This window comes from Pseudomonas neustonica (assembly GCF_003797945.1).
In the GTDB taxonomy this organism is placed as follows: Bacteria; Pseudomonadota; Gammaproteobacteria; order Pseudomonadales; family Pseudomonadaceae; genus Halopseudomonas; species Halopseudomonas neustonica.
This window is the reverse complement of sequence record NZ_RKKU01000013.1, coordinates 78,340-98,119: the sequence shown is the minus strand read 5'-3', so window position 1 is coordinate 98,119 and position 19,780 is coordinate 78,340. Positions and strand designations below refer to the sequence as shown.

Sequence of the window (19,780 nt, the reverse complement as noted above, 5' to 3'; positions counted from 1 at the left end):
ACTAATCTATAAAGATAGCGGTGCCATAAATAATGTATTGCCCAGAGCCATCACCCGGTGGTGCCGGGAAAGGTCCTGCGCTACGAATAGCCTGTTCGGCGGCCCGGTTCAGTACCTCGTCAACACAGCGATCAATCTCGTAGGACAGCATGCGGCCATTGCCATCGACGGTGATCTCGTAGGGTATAGAGCACTTGCGCTTCAAGTCGTTTGGGTCACCCTTATAGCCCGGCGGTGGCTCGTATAGAGCGCCCTCCGGACGTTTCAGGTTGGCAATGACTCGATTCTTTACCGTGAGTGCATACCCCGATGGCGCCATACGCCCACGGCTGCTTGTTGCCGCGCTAGTTGGCGGCGCTGGTGGCGCGGCCCACTGCTGATTGGCACCAAAACTGTGTACCGGCGGACCACTCGGCTTGGGTGGTGGCGCAGGTGCTGGCGTGGGGCGCTGAACGACTCGAGGCTTGGGTGGTGGCTCAGGTTGTGGTTGTGGCTCTGGTTCGGGCTCCGGTTCCGGCTCGGGTTCTGGTTCAGGCTCTGGCGGCGGAATCTCAACCAACTCAATCGCAACCACCTGTGGCGTCTGCGGCGCGGCGTGTCGAAACTGGCTGCCAAACAGCCACACCAGCAAAGCGGCATGTAAGCCAAGCGAGACCAGCACCACCAGCAGACGCATCGCCCACTGGCTGCTATCTGTCATACGGCTCATCAGGGCTCCAGCTCTTCCGAGGCGACCAGGCTGATACGGGTATAACCGGCCTTTTGCAGCGTGTTCATAACGCGCATCAAGGTGCCGTAGTCCACGGCTTGATCACCACGTAAAAACAATCGCGTAGCTTTGTCGCCCTTGGTTACTGCGATGATCTGCGTTGCCAATGCTGACAGGCTGATGGGCTGTTCCTGCACAAAGAGCTTGCCGTCGGCCTGCACACTTACATAGATCGGTTCGTCTGGCGGCGGGCTCGGTGTGGCCGCATTACTTGGCAGGTCAACCGGCACATCCACCGTGGCCAAAGGTGCAGCCACCATGAAAATAATGAGTAGCACCAACATCACGTCAACAAAGGGCGTGATATTCATCTCGGCGTTTTGTTGATAGTTATGGCGTTTTACCAGCGGCCCGGAGCCAAGTTGAATGCCCATATCAACGTCCTTCGTCAAGCTGGCGCGATGTACTGGCAATCATCTCCGCAGAGAAATTATCCAGCGCACCAACGAAGCCGTTGATATCACGCGCGAACTTATTGAAGATCATCACCGCTGGAATAGCGGCAAACAGGCCAAGAGCCGTGGCCAAAAGCGCTTCCGCGATACCCGGCGCCACCACAGCAAGGCTGGCCGATTTGAGTGTGGCAATGCTGGCAAAGCTATTGAGGATGCCCCATACCGTCCCGAACAAGCCAATGAAGGGAGCGGTAGCACCTATGGTTGCCAGCACCCCCATCATGCTACCCATACGAGCCAAGTCACGCTCCTGCACAATACCGGCGGTTAACGCCATGCGTTGCAGTAAGCGGTTAACCCGGTCGGTTTCGGTTGTTTGTGCCGGCAGGCTCTTGAAGTGCTTCAGTTCTGCCTGCCCCACTTGCCACATCCGGCCCATAGCGCTGTTGTCTGCAGTATCAGCGAGCACGTCCAGCTGTCCCGCGCGGAACGCCTTGAGGAACTGTTGATTGCCGCGGCGCGCACGAGTGAATACAAAGATCTTTTCAAACAGCACCGCCCAGGTCAGCAGCGAGCAAAAGACCAGCAGGAGCATGACCGCCTTAACCAAGGGATCAGCCTGCTCAAACATATCGCGCACACCAAAGGACACCGCATCGTCACTCGGTTGCACGGCGATCTCTTGCGCTATGGTCTGCACCCCGCTCTGAGTTCCCTGCACTTCCAACTCGGCTTGTGGTTGAGCCGTGCTGTCCTCTGTTTGCGCCCATACCCAGGACGCTGATAACCCGCCGGCCGCCAACAGCAAGCATAATGAAATCGCCCGCAAGCGGCCGTGCCAGCGACTGGCGAAGAGTGTAAAGGTATGAGTCTGCATGTTGCCCCCGATTGTGATTTTTATGTTGAGGTATTGAGTAAGGCTGTTTAGCTATCAATATTCTGCGGCGTGAGAATCGCGTGAAGGTTGGCCACGTAGTGGGCAAATGCTTCTCTGCCCTTGGCACTGAGGCTCACCCGTGTACGCGGCTTCTTGCCGACGAAATCCTTTTTGATTCGCACATATTCCGCACCTTCCAGCGTGCCCAAATGCGCACCCAGGTTGCCATCGGTGGTATCCACAATGGCGCGCAAAGAAACAAACTCAAGCCATTGGTTGCTCGCCAACGTATTCAGGGCGGCCATGATTTTCAGGCGAACCGGCTGGTGAATAAGGTCGTCTGGTGTCTCCATCAGGTGCGCCTCAACCAGAGACTGGACACGATAAAGGTGCCGCCCCAGGCGAGGGCCAGCCACCACCAATAGTGCACGGTGGCAAAAAGGAAACAGCAGAAACAAAGGATGGCCAGAGAGGTGCCAATAATCAGATAGCGCGGGCGTGACTGAGCACCGCGAATGGCATAAAGCGTGGCAACAAATAGCGGCACGACCATGCTGCCCTGCTGCGGCGTAAGTGGCCACATGACAACGTGTATCAATGCGGCGAACAGCAGCACGGACCCCACTAACACCAGGTAGCGCCAAACGATACCGGGCATGGATTCCTGCGCAACGCGCGCCAAGCGAACGCCAGCCAACAGACCAACGATCACCACTACCAGCCAGATTAGTAACAAAAGCGAAGGGAAAAGTGCGGTAAAAATACAGCCAAGCAGATTGACTACGCCCCACAGCATTAACTGTCGTGACTCGGCGCGGTAGTCCTGGAAACCGGCAGCGCGCGCCTGCACGCTATTGATCGCGCGCAAGGCTGCCGCTGCTTCTTCGGGGGATGGAGACATTGCTCATCTCTATTTTTGTTTTATGCAAAGTACTCTATTGAACAGAGTAGACAAAAACAAGATGTGTCTTGAAATTTTTATTTTTTGATTGTGATAGCTAGCGAGGCCTTGCTAGCGCTGAAGCAAAACAGGCGGAACATACCAAAAGCCAGCACTCAATAAAGAAGCGTTGGGGGCAACAAAGCAGGCGTAGTTTCCGCAGGGAGCTCTGCACCTGCCAGTTAATCCAGCATCATAAAAGCCTGTATTTCAGCCAATGATGTTGTACTCACCGCCACGCTCCAGCGCTTTTTTATAGGCAGGACGTGCGTGAATACGCTGCAAAAATTCGATAAGGTTTGGCCACTTCTGATCGAGCCCACCGCGGGCGGCAGCCGCTTCTAATGGAAAGCTCAGCTGCACATCTGCAGCACTGAAGTCATCTCCCACAAACCACCCGGTCGCAGCCAACTCCGAATTCATGTAGTTCAAGTGCTGGATAATTTGCGGCTCAATAAAGTTACCTTTTACTTTGCCGGCAATGCCCTTGGCGAAAGGTTTGGCAAAAAAGGGCATGGGCGCGGACTCGACCCGATTGAATACCAGCTTGAGCAGCAGTGGCGTCATCGCCGATCCCTCGGCATAGTGCAACCAGTAGTTGAAACGTAGTCGCTCAGCGGTGCCAGTAGCGGGTGCCAGGCGTCCTTGGCCGTATGTATCAACCAGATATTCAACGATCGCGCCAGACTCTGCCAGGGTCAATTCGCCATCAGTGATCACCGGCGATTTTCCCAACGGATGTATCGCCTTAAGCGCTGCCGGAGCCTGCATAGTCTCAGGGTCCCGCTCGTAGCGCTTCACTTCATACTCCAACCCCAACTCCTCAAGTAACCAGAGGATGCGTTGCGAGCGCGAATTATTCAGATGATGAACAACAATCATAGGTATACAACCTTGTCTGTATTGGAAGTTAGTTGCACGTGCTATCGCGATAGGATCTTTGCCGCTATGCCGACCTTACGAAGGAACTGGCGTCAGTATTGGCTCAGGCTGCCAGCATCTCACACAATTACGTCCGTCCTGCTTCGCCCGATAAAGCGCCTTATCAGCCCGATCGATCAGACTATACAGGCCCTGCCTCTCGACATCAGCGCTAGAAATATAGCCGATTGAAACGGTCGCGCTCAGCTCGCCTTGGGCAACTGTGAACGTCTGAGTTTGCCATAGTGTGCGTATACGCTCAGCCAATGCATCGATACTCTGACTATTACCCCCTGGTATCAATAAAACAAATTCCTCGCCACCAAAGCGGCACAGCAAATCCTGCGCCCGCACTTGTTGCGACAAATGCCTGGCAAATGCCTTCAGCACCTCGTCTCCGGCGCCGTGGCCATGCGTATCGTTGATACACTTAAACTTATCGAGATCCATCAATAGAAGCGCCACCTCCTCCCGTTCACGCTGGCTGATCGCAAGCTGACGCAAGGCAGACTCTTCAAAGGCACGGCGATTGAGCAAATTGGTGAGTGGATCGCGGGTTGCCTGTAGCTTGAGTTCATCCTGAAGGCTACGGGTAGCCAGAATGACACAGAGCAACGAAAAGCAGTAAACAAATACAATACCTTCAAGGTAGTTGAGCGCCTCTACTGATTCTGCGGCGTCGAGGGTGTCTGCAGCCATATAAACAGGATCAAATTGATACAGTAAAAAGCGGCGCAGATAGATCACAGAGTGAACGCCCCACAAACTACTCCATACCCAAATCAGCGCGCGTTGAGGTATGCGCATGCGCCACAGTTCGACGATATTGAGCAGGCTGACCAGCACCACAATCAAACTGTACAACACTACGCTGTAACGCCATGAGTCACGCAAAACAAAAAACAAACCACCTTGCACCAACAGCGTGAGGCACATTGTCAGCCAGAAGCCATTAATATGCCCGTTGAGGCGGTAGCAGCGCGTCCCCCACAGCCACACGAAGTAACCTTGTGTGATCACAGCGGCGCTAAGCCATAGCGGCACTTGATGTCTCATGCTTTGCAACACCACACCGACGATGATCACGCCAATGCCCAGCGCCCAGTAGCGAATGGCAACAACCTGACGATTCAAAAAGCTGGCTACCAGCAGCCCCAATGCAGAGGTAATCGTGGTTAACGCAAGAACGACCATCAAGGTAGTGATATCAAGCATGGGCAGTCTGTTACCAGGCGTCTATTTTGATTTACAGACTAGCCCCAAGCCTAGATAAACACCACGCGATATAATGGCAAATCGCCTTTTTCTGCTTTAATTTCAACTCTGCTCAGGGTTGTCACAGCCGTCCGCCGGGTGCTCTACCCAAATCAAATCGTCAGTCGCAAAACCTAGCTCCGAGGCTTGTTGCAAAAAGTCGCTCTTAACCGAGTCAGCAACCTCCGGCTCACGCGAGAGGAGCCACAAATAGTCAGTATCCGGACCCGCTACAAAGGAGTACTCGTAATCCTCATTGTCGAGACCGAAGACCGCGTAAGTGCCGTAGAAAGGACCAAAGAAAGAGACTTTCAGGAAACCCTCGTCTTTTTCCCGCACAAAATAGGCCTTGCCTTCAGCTTCAGACCACTCGCCTTTTTCCGCATCGCAACCACGGTTTACAACCTTGATACCGCCATCATCACGCAGGCTGTAGTTGGCGGTCACGCCAGTCAGGCCCCGCTCAAAGGAGTGATCCAGGCGCGCAACTTCGTACCATGTACCCAGATAGCGCTTAGCCTCAAACGGCTGCACAGGCTCTACACCCTCAGGTAACTGCACGCATGCACTCAGAGTGACTGCGCCAAATATAAGGCCAGCCTGACGATAGACATTCATACCTTTTTCTCCGTATTGGTGAGGTATTCGAGCAACGAGGTCAGCAGTTTATTACTGGCCTGCAATACCTGATCTTCAATATTCAAAATCGCGGTAGACGTCTGCACGAACTCTGTCTCAGGCAGCGCTCGCCCTTCCGCTTCGACAAAACCGGCAACCAAGGCGGGGGTAGCCTCCAGGTGGAACTGCAGCCCTATTACGGAACGACCCAGCTGAAATGCCTGGTTCTGACAGGCGACACTCGACGCCAGCGGCACAGCGCCATGGGGCAAGTCAAAGGTCTCCCCGTGCCAATGCAACACGGTGATGTGCTCGGGAATATGAAATGCCGCTCCGTTATAATGCGTATTTCCCTGAACCGGAAACCAGCCTATTTCCTGCTGCGCATTCGCGTATACCCGCTGCCCCAACGCACTGGCAATAAGCTGAGCACCAAGACAGATACCCAGTATCTGCTTGTCTCTGGTCAACGCCTCGCGAATAAAAGCCTTTTCCTCCCTCAACCAGGGCAACTGCTCTTCATCATTGACGCTCATCGGCCCGCCCATGACGACCAACAAGTCGATCTCCGCCAGGTCAGGCAGAGATTCATTACGGTAAAGGTGCGTCGAGGAAACTACGTAGTCGTGCGACTCTAGCCAATCCTCGATTTTACCCAACCCTTCAAAGGGCGCGTGTTGCAGATAATGAGCGCGCATGTGCGGCTGGTTCCTGATCATGACTGGTTAACGGCGACAGCTTGCCAGCTGAACTTGATTCTGTGAGTTGACTTTGCCCTTGAAGGTTCCCAGGCAACAGACAATCCAAGGCCGGCACTTTAAAGCAGTGACATACGAACAGCGAGGTGAACGCCATGCAAAGACACGGGTCCATGTATTACCAATACTGACTGCTCGCGCTTATGACAGCTCAGCGTGCCACAATAACGATTCATAGTATCGATTACAGAGGAGACGTCATGCTAATAGACCTGACAGACAAAACCGCCATCGTCACAGGCTCAACCGGCGGCATCGGCTTCGCCATCGCCCAGGGCCTGGCTGCGTCCGGTGCTACCGTCATCATCAACGGCCGCACGCAAACCAGTGTCGACAATGCGCTAAAGCAACTCAAAACCGCACTACCAGAGGCCAGCGTACGCGGCGTTGCGGCTGACCTGAGCACAGCAGAGGGCCTGGCAACACTGCAGGCAGCGGAACCAAAAGCTGACATCCTGGTTAATAATCTGGGTATCTACGGTCAACAAGACTTCTTCGAGACCTCAGACGAGGTATGGCAGCAGTTCTTCGATGTGAACGTCCTGTCCGGCGTGCGCGTCGCCAGAGCCTATACCCCGGCAATGGTTGAAAAAGGCTGGGGGCGAGTCGTGTTTATTTCGTCCGAGTCCGGTCTGAATATCCCGGCTGACATGATTCACTACGGCTTTACCAAATCAGCCAACCTGTCGATCGCTCGAGGCCTGGCCAAGCGTCTGGCTGGAACCGGCGTCACCGTCAACGCGGTATTGCCAGGGCCGACATTGTCTGCTGGTGTGGGCGAAATGCTCAAACCAATCGCCGACAAAAAGAATATCTCACTGCAGCAAGCCGGTGATGAATTTGTGCGCGCCAAGCGCCCTTCGTCCATCATCCAACGCATTGCCAGCAGCGAAGAAGTCGCCAATATGGTGGTCTACACCTGCTCCCATCAAGCTTCAGCGACTACCGGCGCAGCACTGCGTGTAGAAGGTGGAATAGTCGACAGCATTGGCTAACGGTCACTGCGTAACGCCAAAACCCCGTCATATTTTTTGCCTTTTGGCCTACAAAGACAAAGGCATGGCGGGGTTTGCCGCTCTCTAACGGCAGCAGCCCCCCTATACTCCTTGCACAAAAAAAGCCCAGACGACAAAAGCAAGGACTGCCCATGCGCTCTCGCTCGGGTCTGCTCGTCAGACTCCGCCGTACACTAATCATCTCAGCCTTGGCCGCTATGGCCTTGCCCGCTGTTGCCGAGCCTCGACCCAATATTCTGCTGATTGTTGCCGACGATATGGGGTTTAGTGATCCTGGCGCTTACGGTGGCGAGATAAGTACACCCAACATAGATACCCTGGCCGCTGCCGGCATGCAGTTTACCAACTTTCATGTATCGGCCACCTGCTCTCCTACCCGTGGAATGCTCATGACGGGCGTTACCAACCACCTTGTTGGTATGGGTAACATGAAGGAAATAATGGCCGACAATCAGAAAGGCCAACCGGGCTATGAGACCTGGCTGAACGATAGCGTCGTCACCCTTCCTACGCTGCTGCAGGACGCCGGCTACAACACTTATATGGCGGGCAAATGGCACCTTGGCATGCGCCCGGAAAGCCAACCTATTGCACGTGGTTTCAAGCATTCCTTTGCGCTGATGGAAAGCGGTGCTGACAACTGGGAAGAGAAGCACTACCTGCCTGGCGGCAGCGCAACCTGGATTGAAGACGGCGAGCAGGTATCGCTACCCGACGATTTCTACTCGTCGTTTACCTACGCCGACCAACTCATTAGCTATATCGATCAGGGCCAGCGCGAGGGCAAGCCGTTCTTTGGCTATCTCGCCTTCCAGGCAGTGCATGCGCCACATCAGGTTCCCGAGGAGTACATAGCGCACTATAACGACCAATATGATGCAGGCTGGGATGCGATCCGCGCGCAGCGCTATGCGCGACAACTAAAAACAGGGTTGCTGCCGGATAGCGCAGAACAGGCGGTAACGGATGACTGGGGCACTTTTTACACTACTGCCTATATCGACTGGGATGCGCTTAGCGCTGAAGAGAAAGCCTACCGTTCGCGACAGATGGCGGTGTTCGCTGGCATGGCCGAGGCCATGGATCAAAGCATCGGCAAGGTCATTCAATATCTCAAGGACAGCGGTCAGTACGACAACACGCTGATTGTCTTCATGAGTGATAACGGCGGCGAGTCCACCGTACTCCGTGACGTTGCACCGCTATTCTATCGCCTGAACTTCAACACCGAGCAAGACGTGCTCGGCGCAAAAGGCAGCTTTAGCGAATACGGCCCAGGCTGGGCTTACGCATCCAATACGCCCTTCTACTCCTACAAGGGCTCGCCTTTCAGCGGCGGTATGCGTGTCCCCTTCATCATCAGCCAGCCTGGTCACATCAAGCCGGGCTCGCGCAGCAATAGCTTTGGCTACGTGACCGATATCACCCCTACTCTGCTCGATGCAGCCGGCGTGGAAGCACCTGCTGGCGAATATCGCGGCCGCAAGGTGTATGAGATTATGGGCACCAGCATGTTGCCTTTATTGCATGGTGAGAGTGAGCAGATTCACGATCCGGACCACACTACCGTGTACGAACTGGCCGGCGGCATTGCCGTCTGGCAGGGCGATTTCAAGCTGGTCACGTCAAAAACGGGGGCGGTGCCGGCGCGCCAGGGCATGCAGCTTTTCAATACTCTGAACGACCCGCTCGAACGTCATAATCTGGCGCCGCAGATGCCAGAGAAAACAGCTCAGCTGTATGCCGCCTATGAGGATTACGTCGCACGCTACAACGTGATTGAGGTACCCGATGACTACCAGGCGTGGGAGCAGCTGAAGGCCAATGGTCGGTATAACTTTATCGCCCAGTACCGCAGTGCAATGTTAGCCATCGCTCTGATCATTCTGGTCATTTTAGGTCTGTTGGTGCGAGTATGGGTAAGACGTTACCAGAGCTGAACACTCTGGTAACCCCCGGCTCAGGAGCGACTGACGTACATGGTTATCGCGGCTCGAAATACCGCCTTCTCGCCAACATAGGCAGTGACCGGCACAACAATGTCGCCGGTATTCTGCCAATCAATTTCACTGCCGTCAGCAATGGCCACCACATCATCTTCGGCCTTAGCCAGATATTCGACGGTCATACCCTTGGGAATCCAGCGGCAACCCTCAGCAATGGAAACATCGGTCATGGTGCCAGCCGCTAACTCAGCCGCATTGCACAACGCAATAGCATGCACTGTGCCCAAGTGGTTCAACACCTCTCGGCGCTTGGCAAAGGTCACTTCAGCGTAACCTGGACGTAATTCGATAAAGCGCGGTGCGATACTGGCGAAATACGGTGCAGTCTGACCAATCAACTTACTGAACTGCTCGGGACCTGCCTGTGTGTACATCTGCAACATCTGACTCATAGGTGATTCCTCGTTAAACTGATTTGCTGTAACTGTGATCACCCCGTTAGTATATCCAGACTAGAATTATTTTCTAGAACATTATTCTAATTCGAGCCAGCATGACCAAACAAAGCCGTAAAGACACCATTCTTACCGCCGCTCTCGCCTGTATCACCGACGTGGGAGCCGACGCCACGACCATCGAAATGATCCGCGAGCGATCAGGTGCCAGTATCGGCAGCCTGTACCACCACTTTGGCAACAAGGAACGGATTCTGGCATCCCTCTATCTCGAGGGGCTATGCCGTTATGCCGAACGCTTGGATGGCAACCTCGTGGCCGCCGCAGACGCAGCGGCGTGCATCGGCGCTCTGGTCACCAGTTACATTGACTGGGTCGTCGAAAACCCTGACTGGGCGCGTTTCATCCTGCACAGCCGAGGGCGCATCGAGGCGGGTGAAATGGGTGAGCAATTAAAAAACAGTAATCGCGAGCATTACGTCCACCTGCAGGCGCGTCTTAACACATTCATCGATGAGGGCTGTTTTCGCGACCTGCCGCCTGAATGCTTCGCCTCCATTATCGTCGGCCCCGCGCATGACATGGCCCGGAACTGGCTGGCTGGCCGCCTCAACAAACACCTGGCGGATTACCGCGAGTTGCTCGCCGAAACGGCCTGGATTGCGGTTCGCGCAACACCTGATCAGTCACCGCAATAACCCATCATTCCGCGTTCGGCTGGCACTGTCAGCGGAGTGCCTCACCGGTTAAGGTGTGGTTTTCCTGCTAGCGGAGCCTCACATGCAACTGGCCAAACCCTTTTACGACGTCGGCGTATTCAGCAACCAGTCAGAGGCGCAGCTGCAGTTCTGGCAGCAACGGGTGGGGCTCGCTTTCGATCACAGCCTCAAGCTGGGTGGTGGCGTACTGCAACATCGCCACAACGCCGACGGCGCGGTGCTCAAACTGAATGATGCCCGCGACCCATTGCCCACAGCATTGCAAAGCCCGATCGACGAGCTGTTGATAGCGAGTACCAAGGTTACAGCGCCGCAACTGCTAAATGATCCCGATGGCAACCAGGTTCGCCTGGTGCCGCCCGGCTATCGTGGCATCCGTGGTCTAGCGGTGCAGCTGAAGGTGCAGGATGTCGCCCGCAGCGAGCAGTTCTATTCTCAGGTGCTGGGCCTACAAACAGAGCAGCCGGGGCTGCTAGCCTGCGGCGATACTCGGCTGCTGCTCAAGGCAGGCGCCACAAGCGCTGACCTTGAAGCGCCGTTGGCGGCCATCGGGCTGCGTTACATCACCCTGCAGGTATTTGATTGCGACGCGACCTACGCCAATGCCCTGGCGGCCGGCGCCACCTCGGGCCGCGAGCCGATAACCTTGGGCAGCACTGCACGCATCGCCTTTATTCGCGATCCCGACGGCACCTGGATCGAACTATCCGAGCGCGCATCGGTAACCGGCAAAGCGGTTTGAATCAACCGCAGAAATAGGTACCGGTACCGACGGCGATCAGGGTGCCGTCGTTGGCATGCAGCTCTGAGCGCACCACTCCCACCTTGTTGCCAGAACGCAGCAGCACTGAAGTACAAACAAAGTGCTCACCACGTCCCGGGCGCAGATAATCCACCCGCAGATCGATAGTCCCCAGCTTGGCCAGACGGATCATGCGCTCCTGCACGCTGAGGTGCGCATGTCTCTCGAATGCACCGATCAACGCCATGGCGCCGCCGCAGACGTCAAGTAACGACGAGATGGCGCCGCCGTGCAATATGCCCTGGGTAAAGTTACCAATCAGTTCAGGTCGCATCGCCAAGCTCATGGCGACGCAGTCGCTGCGCAGCGTATCGATCTCGATACCCAGCAAACGATTGAAAGGGATCCGGTTAAAAAAACCTTCTACCGCCTGTGTCAGCTCTTCAGGCAGTTCGGTAGATGTGGTCTCAGGCGCAATTGAAGCCATATTATTTTTATCTCGTCAGCGTTTACACAGACGACAAACGTTGCCTGATTTGTGCTTTCAGTACCAGCCTGGTTTGCACCGCGTCCGGGATTTGGCCGTTTAGCCCTATCCCGCTCAGAGTACGCCCTGTGCCACCACCTCGGCCTCCGGCGCAAACCACTTTAGCTTGTCATGCAGGTTAACTACTTCACCGACGATAACCAGGGTCGGCGGCTTGATTGGCGTACTGGCGACCAGCTCAGGCATGCTTGCCAGCGTTCCTATCAGCACCTTCTGATTACTGGTTGTGCCTTGTTGGACCAGGGCCACCGGCGTTGTCGCGGCACGGCCGTGTTCTATCAGGCCTTTGCAGATGTCTGGCAAGCCCACCAACCCCATGTAGAACACCAGCGTCTGCCCTGGGGTAACCAGGTCTGCCCAGGCCAGATTGCTTGAGCCGTCTTTCAAATGCCCGGTAACAAAGCGTACCGACTGCGCATAGTCCCGGTGGGTTAGCGGGATACCGGCGTACGCTGAACAGCCGTTGGCAGCCGTGATACCGGGTACCACCTGAAAGGGTATGCCGTGGGCCGCCAGCTCTTCAATTTCTTCACCACCACGACCAAAAATAAAGGGGTCACCGCCCTTCAAGCGCAGCACGCGCTTACCTTCCTTGGCCAGACGCACCAGTAGCTTGTTGATTTCTTCCTGCGGCACAGCATGATTCGCCCGCGCCTTGCCGACATAGATACGATCCGCATCGCGGCGGCACAGGTCGATAATCGCTGGCGCCACCAAACGGTCGTGCAACACCACATCAGCCTGCTGCATCAGGCGCAGGGCACGAAAGGTCAGCAGGTCTGGATCACCAGGGCCTGCGCCAACCAGGTAAACCTCACCCTGATAACGCTTGCCGCTTTGGTCAGCCAGGCGCTGCTGCAATAGCTGAGCGGCTTCTTCGTCACGCCCCGAGAACACGCTTTCCGCGACGTCACCCTGAAAGATATTCTCCCAGAACACCCGGCGTTGATTGATCGACGGGAAGGTACTTTTAACCTGTTGACGAAAGCGTTGGGCCAACTGTGCCAGCCGACCATAGGCACTGGGAAACAGGGTTTCAATGCGCGCCCGCGTCAACCTGGCCAGCACAGGGGCGTGACTGCCGCTGGAGATAGCTATTACCAAGGGGGAGCGATCGACAATAGCCGGAAAAATAACCGTACAGAGGTGAGGAGCATCCACCGCATTGATCGGAATATTGCGCGCCTGGGCATCGGCCGAAACCTGAGCATTCAGCGCCTCATCATCGGTCGCGGCAATAACCAGTACAACATCATTCACATCATCTGCATGATAGCCGCGCAACTCACAGCTGCCGCCGCCCTGCTCCACCAGCGTTTGCAACTCTGGCTCTATCTCCGGCGCCACCAACTTTAGCCGCGCGCCCGCCTCTGACAGCAGGCGTGACTTGCGCAGCGCTATTTCACCGCCGCCAACAACCAGCACCTGACGTTCACGCAGGTTGTGAAACAGGGGCAAATATTCCATACAGCAACCTCATAGGCAGAAAACAAGCGCAGTTACGCAGCTGATAACCGGGCGCATCTGAGTAGCGCCCGGACAGGAAGTACTATCAGGCGATGCGCTCGATACCGCCCATGTAGCCGCGCAGCGCGACCGGAATATCGATACTGCCGTCCGCCTGCTGGTAGTTCTCCAGGATAGCGACCAGCGTACGGCCGACAGCCAAACCTGAGCCATTGAGCGTATGCACCAGCTCGGGTTTGCCGGTTTCCGGGTTACGCCAGCGCGCCTGCATGCGACGCGCCTGGAAGTCCCCACAGTTGGAGCAGGATGATATTTCGCGGTACTTGCCCTGGCTCGGCACCCAGACCTCCAGGTCGTAGGTTTTAACCGCACTAAAGCCCATATCACCGGTACAGAGCGCCAAAGTACGATAAGGCAGCTCAAGCCGCTGCAGCACGTCCTCGGCGTGGCCGGTCAAGGCCTCCAGGGCTGCCTCGGACTCGTCGGGGCGAACCACCTGAACCATCTCGACCTTGTCGAACTGATGCTGACGAATCATGCCGCGGGTATCACGTCCGGCAGAGCCTGCTTCGCTGCGGAAACAAGGCGTGTGTGCGGTGAATTTGATGGGCAGTTGATCCGCCGCAATGATGCTCTGGCTGATGATGTTGGTCAGCGATACCTCGGCAGTCGGGATCAGATACAGGTCGCGCTGGTCTTCACCGCGCACGATCTTGAACAAGTCCTCTTCGAACTTGGGCAGCTGACCCGTGCCCTGCAGCGCATCAGCATGCACCAGATAAGGCGTATACACCTCTTCATAGCCGTGCTCATTGATGTGCAAGTCGAGCATGAACTGCGCCAGCGCACGGTGCAGCCGGGCGATCGGCCCACGCATGATGGCAAAACGCGCGCCTGAGAGTTTGGCCGCGGTCTCGAAATCGAGGTAACCGTGCTGCTCGCCCAGAGCAACGTGATCCTGCACGTCAAAATCGAACTCGCGCGGTGTGCCCCAACGGCGGACCTCAACATTGTCATCTTCACTCGCGCCGACCGGCACATCTTCTGCCGGCAAGTTGGGTATGCCCATCATCAGCGCATCGAGCTCAACCTGAATACTGTCGAGTTGCTGCTTGGCTTCACTCAGCTCAGTGCCCATGCGATCGACATCGGCCAGTAGTGGCTGAATATCTTCGCCACGCGCCTTGGCCTGGCCAATCGACTTGGAGCGACTGTTGCGCTCAGCCTGCAGAGTCTCGGTGCGTGTCTGTACTTCTTTACGACGCGACTCCAGAGCCTCCAGCTGCTGCAGATCAAGGGTATAGCCACGGGTTGCCAGACGTTCGGCAACCTGCTCGGATTGGGTACGAACCAGTTTTGAATCAAGCATGAATAATCATCTTCAACAGTAGTCAGTTAGCAGTCTGTGCTGCACGCTCAGCGCGTCAGCGACAGACCGGCCCAGGTGGCAAGCAGACCAATGCACACGCTGAGCAAAATATAGGTTATAGCCAGCAGCCCTTCGCCGTTTTCCAACAGCCTCAGGGTGTCCAGCGAGAAGGTTGAAAAGGTGGTAAAAGCACCCAAAAAACCGACCATGAGGGTTTGTCGTAGCAGCGGAGATAATTCCGGACGCTGCAACCACAGCCCGTACAGCATACCGATCAACAGGCAACCCAGCAGGTTTACGATCAACGTAGGTAGCGGAAAGGCTTTGGGCCAATGTTGCATGGACCACTGCGCCACGCCAAAGCGACTCAACGCACCCAGCGCGCCGCCAAAGGCTACCGCCAACATTACTTTAATCATCCACCGGCTTCCTTCGCTTCTTAACACTCGCCTCATCAAGCTGCTGCAAATGCTTCATTTTCTGGCCGATTTTTAATTCCAGGCCGCGCGGTACCGGCTGATAGTATGCTCGCGGTTCCAGCGCCTCAGGGAAGTAATCTTCACCCGCTGCATAGGCTTCAGGTTCAGTGTGCGCATAGCGATAACCTTCGCTATAGCCCAGCTCCTTCATCAACTTGGTGGGCGCATTGCGCAAATGCAATGGCACATCGTGCGAAGGTTGACTGGCCACGTCTCGCATAGCTGCATTGTAGGCATTGTACACAGCGTTGCTTTTCGGCGCACAGGCGAGATAGCTGATGGCCTGCGCTACCGCCAACTCACCCTCGGGACTACCCAGGCGTTCCTGCACATCCCAGGCATTGAGAGCCAGCGTAAGCGCACGCGGATCGGCATTACCAATATCTTCACTGGCCATGCGTACCACGCGGCGCGCGATATACAAAGGATCGCAACCACCATCAATCATGCGTGCAAACCAGTACAAAGAGGCATCCGGATTAGAGCCACGCACCGATTTGTGCAGCGCCGATATCTGATCGTAAAACGCTTCACCGCCTTTATCGAAACGGCGACGACTATCGTTCAATAAATCGCTGACCAGCTCGGCTTCGATAGTGCTGCCCGCCTCTGCCAGATCAGCAGCAATTTCCAGCAGGTTAAGCAGGCGCCTTGCGTCGCCGTCAGCAGCATCGAGCAAAATACGCCTAGCCTGCGGCTCAAGACTCAACTGGTGCTGCCCCAGACCCCGCTCAACATCGCTGAGCGCGCGATCCAGCAAGCCATCCAGCGCCTCATTATCCAGTGACTTGAGCACATATACCCGAGCGCGCGAGAGCAATGCATTATTCAGCTCGAACGAGGGGTTTTCCGTGGTAGCGCCAATAAACAGCAGCGTGCCATCTTCCACATAGGGCAAAAAGGCATCCTGCTGCGCTTTATTAAAACGATGGACTTCATCGACAAACAAAATGGTCTGGCGACCATTAAGGCTAAACTGCTGACGCGCCAGATCAACCGCATTGCGGATGTCTTTAACCCCAGCCAGCACCGCCGAGAGAGTTTCAAAATGCGCGTCGGCCAGATTGGCAATCAAGCGGGCCAGTGTGGTTTTACCGACGCCCGGCGGGCCCCAGAAAATCATCGAGTGCAACGCGCCCTGCTCCAACGCCACCCGCAACGGTCTGCCAGCGCCCAGTATGTGAGCCTGGCCGGAGTATTCATCCAGATTCTGGGGCCGCATGCGCGCAGCCAGGGGTTGCTGTGGCGCGGGAGCAGCGAACAGGCCGCCGTTACTCACTGATGACGTCAACCCCTTCCGGGATAGTGAAATTGAACTGGCCAGCGTCCACCGGCTCGTTCAGCTTGACGCCCTGAAACAGAATATTGGTGCGCTGACCGATAGGATCATTCAGCTGCATATCGTTGATGACGCCGTCGCGAAACGACAGACGCAGCGTCTCAAACATAGTGTCACTGGCTTTTGGCGAGAGCACAAAATCATCGACCGTGCTGCCCTCCTGCCAGCTGATACTAAAATTCTCGGATAAGGTGCTGACGTCGCCAGACAACAATAACGCGGGCGTATGCGTCAGGCGCTGATCCAGCGCCTGGATGGTGACCTGCTCCAGATCCGGATCGTACAACCAGATCTTTTTCCCGTTGGAGACCAGCACTTGCTCCAAGGGCGCATCGGTATGCCAGCGGAACATGCCTGGACGCTGCAGCGTCACCTGACCGGTGGTTTCCTGCAGGCTTGAACCATTGGAGCTGAGCGTCATCTGCGAGAAGGTAGCAGACATGGTGTTGGCGGCGGACAACAGCTCATTCAAGCGTTTGGCTGCGCTTTCCTGATCAGTTCCGGCGGCCATTGTTGGCATAGCCAGCACACAGGCGCACAGCAGCAAAACAGGGCCGCGCAGCAAGGATTTCAACATAGTGGATACAATCTCCGTTAATCACGGACCGGCGGAGGTGCAATCACCTCACGCGAGCCGTTGGTACTCATTGAGGTCACGACGCCCGCCATTTCCATGGCTTCAATCATACGGGCGGCGCGGTTATAACCGATCTTCAGCTTGCGCTGTACCGAAGAGATCGAGGCCCGACGACTTTCAGTTACGTAGCGTACAGCCTCGTCATAAAGCGCATCTTCCTCGGTATCACCGCTATCTGCACTGCCTTCATAGCCGCCACTGCCCGCGCCATCATCGGCACCATCAAGAATGTCCTGAATGTAGTTTGGAGCACCGCGTTTCTTCCATTCTTCAACCAGGCGATGCACCTCATCATCCGAGACAAAGGCGCCATGCACACGAACCGGCAAACTGGTCCCCGGCGGCATATACAGCATGTCACCATGGCCCAGCAGCTGCTCAGCGCCACCCTGATCAAGAATGGTGCGCGAGTCGATTTTACTGGATACCTGAAACGCCATACGGGTCGGGATATTAGCCTTGATCAAACCGGTGATGACGTCCACTGAAGGACGCTGCGTTGCCAGAATCAAATGAATGCCCGCCGCACGTGCCTTCTGTGCAATACGGGCAATCAGTTCTTCGACCTTTTTACCAACAATCATCATCATGTCGGCGAATTCGTCGATTACCACTACGATCACTGGCAGAGCTTCAAGTTCCGGAGCCTCATCTTCCATGCTCTCACGGCGATACAATGGATCGCGCAGCGGTGCACCCGCCTTCTCGGCATCCTTCACCTTGCGGTTATAGCCTGCGAGGTTACGCACACCCAGCGCCGCCATCATTTTGTAGCGCCGCTCCATCTCGGCCACACACCAGCGCAACGCGTTGGCGGCTTCTTTCATGTCGGTGACCACGGGCGCCAACAGGTGCGGAATGCCCTCGTAAATAGACAGCTCCAGCATCTTCGGATCGACCATGATCAGTCGTACTTCTTCCGGCGTAGACTTGAACAGAATACTGAGCAGCATAGCGTTAACGCCGACCGACTTGCCGGAGCCAGTGGTACCGGCTACCAGTAGATGCGGCATCTTGGCCAGGTCGGCCATCACCGGATGGCCACCAATGTCATGCCCCAAAGCCAGGGTGACCGGAGATTGCGCGTCATCAAACTCCCGCGTTTCCAGCACCTCAGACAAGCGAACGATTTCGCGATCCTCGTTGGGTATCTCGATACCCACGGTGGTTTTGCCCGGAATCACTTCCACTACCCGCACACTGATCACCGCCAGTGAGCGCGCCAGATCCTTGGCCAGATTGGAGATCTTGCTGACCTTGACGCCCGGTGCTGGCTGAATTTCAAAACGCGTAATAACTGGACCTGGCTGCACCTTCTCGACTTCGGCATCAACGCCGAAATCTTTCAACTTGATTTCCAGCAGGCGCGACATGCCTTCCAGCGACTCAGCTGAAAAGCCCTTGGTCCTTTTACTCGCAGGGTCCAACAGTGAAATCGGCGGCAACGAGCCCGGCTCCACACTGTCGGTAAAGAGCTTGGACTGTTTTTCTTTCTGCAGACGCACACTCGGCTCGGCTGGCTTGGTATCCAGCGGAACAATTTCCGGCGGCACGCGGCTTTCCCGCGCTGCGGTGTATTTGGCTTGAGCCTCCTGACGCTGAGCGCGTGAGGCATCTGCCTTGCGCTGCTCCTCGGCACTGAAGGCAGGCTCCTGGCGTGCCGACGAGGCCTTCACCGGCCTTGGCGCAGCGGTGTCATCGCGCAGGCGATCGTCGGCGCGACGTGAACGCCAGCGGACCCAGGCACGTTTAACCAGGTCGAACAAATCAAGGGTAATGCGCCCCGTCAGATCCATCACCCGGAACCAGGACAGATTGGTGAAGACGGTAATACCGAACAGGAACAGCGTCAGAAACAGCAAGGTACTACCCTGCATGTTGAGTACCGGGCGCGCCAAGTCGCTCAACAGCTGCCCTAGTACACCGCCTGCACCCGCGCCTTCAGGGAAGTGCTCGGGCGCCGTACCATGCAGCGCAGCCAATGCCGTGCCTGCCAGCAGGGTCAATACAAAGCCAATCAGACGCCAGGAAAACAGCCAGCCATTCCAAACGAAAGGCAGGTGGCGACGTTGAAACATCTGCCAGACCTTGACGCCGACAATCAGCGGAAACAAAAAAGCCAGGTAGCCCAGGGTCAGCAATAAAACATCGGCAATCCAGGCACCCATCCGCCCGCCCGCATTCTGCACCGTTACCGGCCCAGCGCTGCGGGTCCAGCCGGGATCAGCGGAACTGTAAGTAAAGAGCGCCATGCACAAGTACAGGCACAGCGCTATCATTGCCAACAGGGCGCCTTCGCGCAATCGCAGTGAGAGTTGCTCTCGCCACGCAATCGGGTTCTTCTGGGCTGCTGTATCCTTCAAAACGGAAGCTTCCATCGTGATTAAGGCGATTATTGTACGACCTCTGCCAGTGCTTTTCACAATCACAGTGCACAATAGCGTTAACCCTGACCATTTATAGGTCGACTGGTTCCCGCTGGCAGGTTGTCTTTCTGTATGAAGGACAATAACTTATAAGGCTATTTTGATA

The 19,780-nt window shown here is 55.9% G+C and carries 21 protein-coding genes; 4 read left to right on the top strand and 17 right to left on the bottom strand.

What is annotated here, in order from left to right:
• Position 1: 1 nt before the first annotated feature.
• From EF096_RS20390 to EF096_RS11605, 9 genes are all read right to left on the bottom strand, one after another.
• Positions 2-709 (bottom strand): TonB C-terminal domain-containing protein, encoded by a 708-nt coding sequence (locus EF096_RS20390; protein ID WP_123889808.1) that lies wholly within the window; start codon positions 707-709, stop codon positions 2-4.
• Positions 709-1,143, bottom strand: coding sequence for a TonB system transport protein ExbD (exbD, locus tag EF096_RS11640; RefSeq protein ID WP_123889807.1), 435 nt, complete (start codon positions 1,141-1,143; stop codon positions 709-711). Before exbD ends, EF096_RS20390 begins: the two co-directional genes overlap by 1 nt.
• Position 1,144: 1 nt before the next feature.
• A complete protein-coding gene (locus EF096_RS11635) occupies positions 1,145-2,041 on the bottom strand; it encodes a MotA/TolQ/ExbB proton channel family protein (protein ID WP_123889806.1) in 897 nt (298 codons plus the stop codon).
• 47 nt (positions 2,042-2,088) lie between these two features.
• The gene (locus tag EF096_RS11630; protein WP_123889805.1) at positions 2,089-2,394 is read right to left on the bottom strand and encodes a winged helix-turn-helix domain-containing protein; all 306 of its coding nucleotides are present in this window, start codon (positions 2,392-2,394) and stop codon (positions 2,089-2,091) included.
• On the bottom strand, positions 2,394-2,942 hold the full coding sequence (locus EF096_RS11625; RefSeq protein WP_123889804.1) for a hypothetical protein: 549 nt from the start codon (positions 2,940-2,942) through the stop codon (positions 2,394-2,396). Before EF096_RS11625 ends, EF096_RS11630 begins: the two co-directional genes overlap by 1 nt.
• A 249-nt stretch (positions 2,943-3,191) precedes the next feature.
• A complete protein-coding gene (locus EF096_RS11620; protein ID WP_123889803.1) occupies positions 3,192-3,863 on the bottom strand; it encodes a glutathione S-transferase in 672 nt (223 codons plus the stop codon).
• A gap of 75 nt (positions 3,864-3,938) precedes the next feature.
• On the bottom strand, positions 3,939-5,117 hold the full coding sequence (locus tag EF096_RS11615; RefSeq protein ID WP_123889802.1) for a GGDEF domain-containing protein: 1,179 nt from the start codon (positions 5,115-5,117) through the stop codon (positions 3,939-3,941).
• A gap of 102 nt (positions 5,118-5,219) precedes the next feature.
• Entirely contained in the window at positions 5,220-5,774 is a 555-nt protein-coding gene (locus EF096_RS11610; protein ID WP_123889801.1) for a lipocalin family protein, read from the bottom strand.
• Positions 5,771-6,472: a type 1 glutamine amidotransferase gene (locus EF096_RS11605; RefSeq protein WP_123889800.1), complete on the bottom strand. Its 702-nt coding sequence runs from the start codon at positions 6,470-6,472 to the stop codon at positions 5,771-5,773. The genes EF096_RS11610 and EF096_RS11605 overlap by 4 nt, the downstream gene beginning before the upstream one ends.
• 260 nt (positions 6,473-6,732) lie before the next feature.
• Between EF096_RS11605 and EF096_RS11600 the strand changes: the two genes are divergently transcribed.
• Both EF096_RS11600 and EF096_RS11595 read left to right on the top strand, forming a co-directional pair.
• A complete protein-coding gene (locus EF096_RS11600) occupies positions 6,733-7,527 on the top strand; it encodes an SDR family NAD(P)-dependent oxidoreductase (protein WP_123889799.1) in 795 nt (264 codons plus the stop codon).
• A gap of 152 nt (positions 7,528-7,679) precedes the next feature.
• Positions 7,680-9,488 (top strand): arylsulfatase, encoded by a 1,809-nt coding sequence (locus EF096_RS11595; protein ID WP_123889798.1) that lies wholly within the window; start codon positions 7,680-7,682, stop codon positions 9,486-9,488.
• A 20-nt stretch (positions 9,489-9,508) separates the two neighbouring features.
• Here the strand turns inward: EF096_RS11595 and EF096_RS11590 are convergent, their stop codons facing one another.
• Positions 9,509-9,946 carry a hotdog fold domain-containing protein gene (locus EF096_RS11590; RefSeq protein ID WP_123889797.1) on the bottom strand — a complete coding sequence of 146 codons (438 nt, stop codon included), beginning with the start codon at positions 9,944-9,946 and terminating at the stop codon, positions 9,509-9,511.
• Positions 9,947-10,047: 101 nt separating this feature from the next.
• Between EF096_RS11590 and EF096_RS11585 the strand changes: the two genes are divergently transcribed.
• Together EF096_RS11585 and EF096_RS11580 are read left to right on the top strand one after the other, a co-directional pair.
• Positions 10,048-10,647: a TetR/AcrR family transcriptional regulator gene (locus EF096_RS11585; RefSeq protein ID WP_123889796.1), complete on the top strand. Its 600-nt coding sequence runs from the start codon at positions 10,048-10,050 to the stop codon at positions 10,645-10,647.
• A gap of 82 nt (positions 10,648-10,729) precedes the next feature.
• The gene (locus EF096_RS11580; protein WP_123889795.1) at positions 10,730-11,410 is read left to right on the top strand and encodes a VOC family protein; all 681 of its coding nucleotides are present in this window, start codon (positions 10,730-10,732) and stop codon (positions 11,408-11,410) included.
• Between the two features lies 1 nt (position 11,411).
• Here the strand turns inward: EF096_RS11580 and EF096_RS11575 are convergent, their stop codons facing one another.
• The 7 genes from EF096_RS11575 to EF096_RS11545 form a co-directional block, all read right to left on the bottom strand.
• Positions 11,412-11,897: a thioesterase family protein gene (locus EF096_RS11575; RefSeq protein ID WP_123889794.1), complete on the bottom strand. Its 486-nt coding sequence runs from the start codon at positions 11,895-11,897 to the stop codon at positions 11,412-11,414.
• A 114-nt stretch (positions 11,898-12,011) separates the two neighbouring features.
• Positions 12,012-13,424, bottom strand: a complete 1,413-nt coding sequence (cysG, locus tag EF096_RS11570; RefSeq protein WP_123889793.1) for a siroheme synthase CysG — start codon at positions 13,422-13,424, stop codon at positions 12,012-12,014.
• An 85-nt stretch (positions 13,425-13,509) separates the two neighbouring features.
• Positions 13,510-14,793, bottom strand: coding sequence for a serine--tRNA ligase (gene serS, locus EF096_RS11565; RefSeq protein ID WP_123889792.1), 1,284 nt, complete (start codon positions 14,791-14,793; stop codon positions 13,510-13,512).
• 47 nt (positions 14,794-14,840) lie between these two features.
• The gene (crcB, locus tag EF096_RS11560) at positions 14,841-15,212 is read right to left on the bottom strand and encodes a fluoride efflux transporter CrcB (RefSeq protein WP_123889791.1); all 372 of its coding nucleotides are present in this window, start codon (positions 15,210-15,212) and stop codon (positions 14,841-14,843) included.
• Complete coding sequence (locus EF096_RS11555; RefSeq protein ID WP_123889819.1) at positions 15,205-16,494, bottom strand: replication-associated recombination protein A; 1,290 nt, start codon at positions 16,492-16,494, stop codon at positions 15,205-15,207. The genes crcB and EF096_RS11555 overlap by 8 nt, the downstream gene beginning before the upstream one ends.
• Positions 16,495-16,543: 49 nt before the next feature.
• Positions 16,544-17,188, bottom strand: coding sequence for an outer membrane lipoprotein chaperone LolA (gene lolA, locus EF096_RS11550; protein ID WP_123889790.1), 645 nt, complete (start codon positions 17,186-17,188; stop codon positions 16,544-16,546).
• 17 nt (positions 17,189-17,205) lie between these two features.
• Complete coding sequence (locus tag EF096_RS11545) at positions 17,206-19,611, bottom strand: DNA translocase FtsK (protein ID WP_305955060.1); 2,406 nt, start codon at positions 19,609-19,611, stop codon at positions 17,206-17,208.
• Positions 19,612-19,780: the final 169 nt, after the last annotated feature.